At 57.9% G+C, this 1169-nt stretch carries 2 protein-coding genes and 1 pseudogene; all 3 read left to right on the top strand.

Annotated elements, in window-relative coordinates; genetic code table 11:
* The first annotated feature begins 244 nt into the window (after nucleotides 1-244).
* Nucleotides 245-493: a hypothetical protein gene (locus ACW5W8_RS23695; protein WP_498630865.1), complete on the top strand. Its 249-nt coding sequence runs from the start codon at nucleotides 245-247 to the stop codon at nucleotides 491-493.
* Between the two features lie 3 nt (nucleotides 494-496).
* The gene (locus ACW5W8_RS23690; RefSeq protein WP_241462270.1) at nucleotides 497-775 is read left to right on the top strand and encodes a hypothetical protein; all 279 of its coding nucleotides are present in this window, start codon (nucleotides 497-499) and stop codon (nucleotides 773-775) included.
* Nucleotides 776-1169: pseudogene (locus ACW5W8_RS23685) on the top strand (terminase); the annotation flags it as partial. It lies immediately after the preceding gene.

Raw genomic sequence — 1169 nt, 5'->3', positions numbered from 1 at the left:
CTGTTCCCGCAAAGCAGAGCGCTGCCATTTCTGGCCGGTGCTTTGCTGATTGCTGTATTGGCCGGTGGCGGAATCGCGCTGTACCAGTCAGGCCACTCTGCAGGTGAGGCGGGGGAGCGTAAGACCTGGCAGGCAAAGTGGGATGAAGAGGCTGTTCGCCTAGCTATTGCCCGGACCAAGGCTGAGCAGGACGCCCGTGCAGAAGAGAAACGCCGGCAGGCTGAGATTGATGAGGTGAGAGACCATGCACAAGAAGAAATCGCCCAGGCACAAGCTGATGCCGCTGCTGCTGGTATTGAGTCTGGCCGGTTGCGCGAACAAGCCCGCCGCTTGGCAGCCAGAGCAAGTCAGTGCGCCAGCAATCCCGGTACTGCCCAAGGAGGCTCGTCAGCCACAGAGCCTGCCATGGTGCTCGCCGACCTGCTCAGCCGGGCTGATGAAAGAGCGGGTGAGCTGGCAGCAGCGTATGACCGCGCTCGCGCATCAGGACTAGCCTGTGAACGAGCCTATGATGCTCTCCAGCAGCAAGGACCATGAAACCCCGCCATATCAAGGCGGGGTTTGTCTTTCTGGGGAAGGGAGAACGGTGATGCGGATGAACTGGGGTGGTGGAATGGTAAACGGGATCGATGTGACTGGGGTCATCGCTTGCGTAGAGCATTACGATGGAGGCAAGGCCTTGGTTGTTCTTTCCTCTGGTGTCTGCGTTGTGGTTGCGGCAACTCATGAGCCGGTACCTGGGGACACCATCGTTGAAGGCGAGCTGTCTCTCTAAATGGCAAAGACCGATTGGAGCAGCCTGGCCGCTCAGTATCAAAGCGCCTATGCCAAGACTGGCATCAGCCCAAAGGCATGGTGTGAGCAGCAGGGGATGAATTACCAGTCTGCCAGGCGCTATATCAAGGTCAGTGCTGCGAAGCCTGACGATAAAATTGCGCAGCCCTGTGTGCGCAGTGCGCAAAATCGTGCGCAATTATCCAAGGGAAACGTGCGCAATTTGGATGAAACTGCGCACGCCATGCGCAATGAGAACAAAGCCAAAGAGGGAGAGGAAAAAGGGAAAAGAGGACCAGGGGGAAAGTCAGCTTCATCCACACAGCCATCAGCTGGCTCAGGCCAGAACCCGAGCAACAACTCCGGACGTCACGCTGATGGGCGCTTTGACAAGG

Source organism: Aeromonas aquatilis (assembly GCF_054052405.1).
Note: the sequence above shows the minus strand (reverse complement) of the source record. Positions and strands in the feature narration are given on the sequence as shown.